This window comes from Streptococcus parasanguinis, from assembly GCF_001578955.1.
Lineage (GTDB): Bacteria > Bacillota > Bacilli > Lactobacillales > Streptococcaceae > Streptococcus > Streptococcus parasanguinis_U.
In genome coordinates this window covers 10,311-12,776 of sequence record NZ_KQ969695.1, presented here as the reverse complement: position 1 = coordinate 12,776, position 2,466 = coordinate 10,311, and the positions used below count along the sequence as shown (strand labels likewise).

Genomic DNA, 2,466 nt, shown 5'->3' with positions numbered 1-2,466 from the left:
CAGAAGAAGCAGCAAATGCATAGTGAAGGCTCAAAAAGAGAAAGAAACTGCCCAGAAAGTTTTAGATGGTACTGGCGTTGAAGAAATAGTAGCAGAACGTGATGCGGCTAAGAAAAATTTAGATGCTAAAGCAGCAACTGAAAATACAGCGAAACAAGAACTCGATCGTGCTAAAGAAGCAGATAATAAAAAAGCGACCGCACTAAAAAATGCAAAATCAGTTGAAGCGGATCAAATAAAGAAAAGTCAAGAAACTGCAGCAAACTTGTCATCAGCTGAGGAAAAACAAAAACAAGCACAAGAGAATTTAAAGAAAGCTCAAGAAAATAAGGTTTCAGCGCAAAGTAATCTTGATGCTTCTGAATCACAACTTGCCCAAACAATCGCAAATCGTGATAGCAAAGCAAACGATTTAGCAAATAAACAAAATAGTAAGATTGGTGCAGAAGAAGAGCTCAAAACAGCTAAAGAAAATGATGCTAAGAAAGCTTCAGAAATTTCAGCTTTAACTACTAAGAAAAATCAAGAAGAGGCAAAAGTAAATGAAACTTCAAATGAGCTAGCAAGTGCTACATCAGCAGCTCAGGAAGCAAAAGAGAATAAAGAGAAGGCTGATCAAGCGGTTGAAACCCTCAATAAACAAATTGCAGCAATTAAAAATCTCACTATTCCTCAATTGCCTCAAGATGTCATTGATGCTTACAAGGCTTATCTTACCGATAATTCAGATGCAAATAAAAATGCATTAAACGACGTTATTCAAAAATGGTTCACAGGTAGTAAGTATGATTTTGGTACTCCAGAGACGGAATATTCTCCTGAACACCAAAATATTGTTATCAAAGGTTGGCCAAATAAGGATATTGTTTTGCCTATTGATGACTCTGAAGTCAATTTGGATAATCTCACAGATAAACAGATTGAAGCTTTGAGTCAATATTATGTGCTTCTCGCAAACAATCTGCAAGACCAAGTCTGGGGGAGCCATGATTTTATAGTTACTAAAGAATCTGTTCAAGGTGTTAAAAATATCGCAAAAGCCTATGCTGAAGAAAATAAACCATTTGGTACAAGTCATAGTGTGACAGCTCTTGCAAAAGATGGACTGGATTCAATCGCTTGGGCTGGCGAAAATATGAGCTTCAATAATACATTGCTAGGTTTTAGTGCTTATTATTCAGAAGCAAAAGAAACACGAAAAGCTACAATGTCTCAATTATATCGCGAGGTATATGATGCCGTAATTAGCTTTATGGCAAATGATGTACATGCATATTTTGGACATATGAGATTAATGATTGGAGAAAAAGCTCCTTCAGATATACAAGCAGTCGGGGTAGCAAATAGCCTAACACCTAGTGGTGTTGGTCGAATGCATTTTATTAAATTCAAAGGTCAATCTAGCCATTTCGATTACATTAAAGATGAACAAACAGGTGAGTATCACTCTAAGTTCATTGACGACTATTATGATAAAGGGATTGCTAAACCTCTAGCTACTCCATTTGATACTTCAAAAATGGAAGATGAGTTAACAGCTGCTAAAGCTAAACAGACTGCAGCAAATACAGTAAATAATTCTGCACAGAATCGTTTGGAAAAAGCTAAATCAGAAAATGATTCAAGTACAAAAGCTCTCAAAGAAACGACAGCAAAATTAGATGCTTTGAAAGCTACTCCTGACCAAACACCTGCAGCTACTACTAAATTGGGAATCGCTACACAAAATTATAATGAAGCACAAATCCAATTTAATAAGGCTCAAGATGCACTTGATCAATTAAATGCTGATATTCAAAACAAGCGTCAAGCTTTAGCAAATGCAAAAGATAATTTAGACCAGGCTACAACAGCAGAAGTAAAAGCTAAATCTGATCTTGAAAAAGCAAAAGTAGAAAATCAAAATGCGAATCAAAATCTGAAACAAACTCAAAAACTTGTAGCAGAATTAATGTCAGTTCCTGATCAAACTCCTGGTGCACAGAAGAAATACGACAATGCGAAACAACTAAAAGAAGAAGCTGAAACAAGATATATCAAAGCTCAAACAGCTCTGGATAACTTAAATGCTGACCTTCAAGTTAAGCAAAAAGCATTAGAAACTGCAAAAGAGGAGCTTGAAAAAGCAAGAGTAGCAGATAAGACAGCAAGAAACAATTTAGATGAAGTAACTAAAATTCATGAAAAACATTTGGCAGCCTTAAATACTACACGTCAAACGATTGCAAGATTAAACTCAATCTCTGATAAGACACCTCTTGCACAAAAGAATCTAGATGAAGCTTCTCAACAATTGATTGCTGCCAAGACTCGTTATGCAAAAGCACAAAAAGCAGTTGAAAATCTTAATGCAGACATTCAAACAAAACAAAAAGTTTTAGCAGATGCGCGTGCAGAATTGGATAAAGAACTTAAAGATCTTTCAGATCTGAAAGCTGAAAAAGCCAAGGACGAAGCAGAACTCAG

General features: G+C 35.8%; 1 protein-coding gene. It reads left to right on the top strand.

The features are described from left to right. Positions 1 to 22: 22 nt before the first annotated feature. Positions 23 to 2,466 (top strand): SEC10/PgrA surface exclusion domain-containing protein (locus tag SPADD19_RS12990; protein ID WP_241496586.1); only part of this gene is annotated, 2,444 nt, incomplete at its 3' end.